This window comes from Mycobacterium sp. NAZ190054, assembly GCF_001545925.1.
Lineage (GTDB): Bacteria > Actinomycetota > Actinomycetes > Mycobacteriales > Mycobacteriaceae > Mycobacterium.
Genome location: NZ_LMVQ01000439.1, coordinates 1 through 1,652, shown reverse-complemented (window position 1 = coordinate 1,652; position 1,652 = coordinate 1). Strand labels below are relative to the sequence as shown.

Genomic DNA, 1,652 nt, shown 5'->3' with positions numbered 1-1,652 from the left:
GCCTCCTGAAGTTCGTCGAGAAACCGGGATGGTCGGGGCTCGGGCTGGCTGATACCCAGTGTCGTGGGTCTACAGCGACTGATGTCGCGGCCACCTCGGCCTGCTCGCGAAAGGGCTCGGGCAGCGCCGCGTCGCGCAACCGTCCGCGCAGCCCGGTGCCCGCAGCCAGACCGCTGCCGATCGGCGGCAGCCCCTTCGACGGGCGGTACAGCGGGTGGGTGTTCAGCTCCGCCCACGGCAGTCCCAGCAGGTCCGCGGCCAGCCCGCCGCAGGCGGTGATCGAGTCGGACACCACCAGGTCCGGAGCCAGCGCGGCGATCTTGTCCTTGTTGAGGACGGCCATCCGGGCGGCACGGCGGTGGATCTTGGCGCCGGCGTCGGCGTCGTCGTCCTCGGCGGTGGGGTCCAGCCCGAGCAGTTCGACCGCGTCGACGCCTTCGCCGAGCGCCGTGTCCAGCCATCGCGTTCCGGTGAGCAGGGTCGGTGAATCGCCGGCGGCGAGAAACTTCAGGCACAGCGCGATCGCCGGGAAGGCGTGCCCCGGATCGGGTCCCGCGACCACGGCAACGCGCATGCGGGCTACCCTGCCACAGCGCCCGGGATTAGGCTCGGACGGTATGACCGACGACGCCCCGGATCCGCTGCTTCCGACTGTCACCGACGACACCACCGGCTCCGCGGACACGGTCCAGAGATTCCTGTTCGCCATGGCCGAGCAGGATTTCGACACGTTCGAGTCGCTGGCCGCACCGGACCTGGTCTGGCAGAACGTCGGCCTGCCGACCATCCGCGGGCGCTCCCGGATCCTCAAGATGCTGCGCCGGGGTGAGGGCAAGGTCGGGTTCCTGGTGAAGTTCCACCGGATCGCCGCCGATGAGCGCTCAGGCGCAGAGCAGACCGGCAGAGGCGGCACGGTCCTGACCGAACGCACCGATGCGCTGATCTTCGGTCCGCTGCGTCTTCAGTTCTGGGTGTGCGGCACGTTCGAGGTGAACGACAACGGTCAGATCACCTTGTGGCGGGACTACTTCGATTACCTCGACGTGATGATCAAGGCGCCGGCGCGGGCTATCGCGGGCCTGGTGGTGCCGTCCCTGCGTCCGTCGTTCTGACTCAAGCCCGTCGCGCTTGGCTCAGGCCTGTCTGAGGCGGCCCAGTTCGTCGAACGCCTGCGCCCACGCCGTCAACCGGTCGGTGGCCGTCCCGAGCTGATCACGATAGCGCCGCTGGGTCATCGGCGAGCTCGACATCGGGCCGGAATTCGCGGCCGACACCAGTTGGGCTGCGGCGGAGACCATCTCGTTGTACTGGCGGGCACCGCGGTCGAGCTGGGTGGTGAACGCCGTGATCGTCGGCGTCAGATAGGCACGCGACTGCGGCGCGGATTTGACCGCCTTCTCCATCGACACCACCTCGGCGGCGGTCGCGGCCATCGTCGCCGCGGTCTGTTCAGCGGCCACCCGCAACTCGAGCAGCTCGTCGGCGGGCAGCATCCGGCCGCGCTCCATCACTCCGAGCAGTGAGAACATCGCGGGCAAGAAGTGGGAGATCCGCAGCAGGCGCAACGTCGTGGGCGGCGAATCCGACGACTCCGGGGTGACGCTGCGGCTCGACGACGACTCGACGGTGCACGCCGACGCGCTGCTGGTGGC

The 1,652-nt window shown here is 69.2% G+C and carries 1 protein-coding gene and 2 pseudogenes; 1 reads left to right on the top strand and 2 read right to left on the bottom strand.

The features are described 5' to 3' along the window. Nucleotides 1-574, bottom strand: a pseudogene (locus ASJ79_RS23630) (glycosyl transferase); the annotation flags it as partial. Between the two features lie 43 nt (nt 575-617). Between ASJ79_RS23630 and ASJ79_RS23625 the strand changes: the two are divergent. Further along, complete coding sequence (locus ASJ79_RS23625; RefSeq protein WP_067960654.1) at nt 618-1,112, top strand: limonene-1,2-epoxide hydrolase family protein; 495 nt, start codon at nt 618-620, stop codon at nt 1,110-1,112. A 21-nt stretch (nt 1,113-1,133) separates the two neighbouring features. Here ASJ79_RS23625 and ASJ79_RS23620 read toward each other — a convergent pair. Continuing rightward, a pseudogene (locus ASJ79_RS23620) lies at nt 1,134-1,652 on the bottom strand (hypothetical protein); the annotation flags it as partial.

Coding starts and splice junctions, on each gene's coding strand:
- ASJ79_RS23625 (WP_067960654.1), top strand. CDS start 618: ATGACCGACGACGCCCCGGATCCGCTGCTTCCGACTGTCACCGACGAC.